The sequence below is a fragment of the Streptomyces pseudogriseolus genome (genome assembly GCA_002154585.1).
Taxonomy (GTDB): Bacteria; Actinomycetota; Actinomycetes; order Streptomycetales; family Streptomycetaceae; genus Streptomyces; species Streptomyces pseudogriseolus.
The window spans coordinates 934-1,333 of sequence record MUNG01000651.1 but is presented as its reverse complement, the minus strand read 5'-3'; the positions used below and the strand labels follow the sequence as shown (position 1 = coordinate 1,333).

Annotated in this window: 1 pseudogene; it reads right to left on the bottom strand. The window is 75.5% G+C overall.

Annotated features, from left to right (window positions below):
* Positions 1 to 400 (bottom strand): annotated as a pseudogene (locus CCN29_RS36660) (DNA polymerase I); the annotation flags it as partial.

The following is a 400-nucleotide window of genomic DNA, read 5'->3' as shown; positions in this document are numbered from 1 at the left end:
CGTGCCGCTCCATGCGGGCGAGCAGGGCGGAGGTGGGCAGCTCCATGTCGCGCAGCAGGTCGGAGGCGCCGACGTCCGCGAGGCGGCCCTCGAAGGCCTCTCCCAGGTCCAGCACGGCGCGCGCCTGCACCATCAGCGCGTGCGCCTGGGCGCCGTCGTCCGCGCCGAAGGCGAGCTGCCCGTCGGGCGCGGCGGCGGGCGCCAGCTCCCGGTGCAGGTACTCCAGGGACAGCGCGTCCAGGTCGAAGGAGCGGCGGCCGGGCTTGACCAGGTACGCGGCGAGCGCCGTGTCCATGGTGACGCCCTCGACGGTCCAGCCGTGCTCGGGGAAGACGCGCATCGCGCGCTTGGCGTTGTGGAACACCTTGGGGCGGGCCGGGTCGGCGAGCCAGGCGCGGAA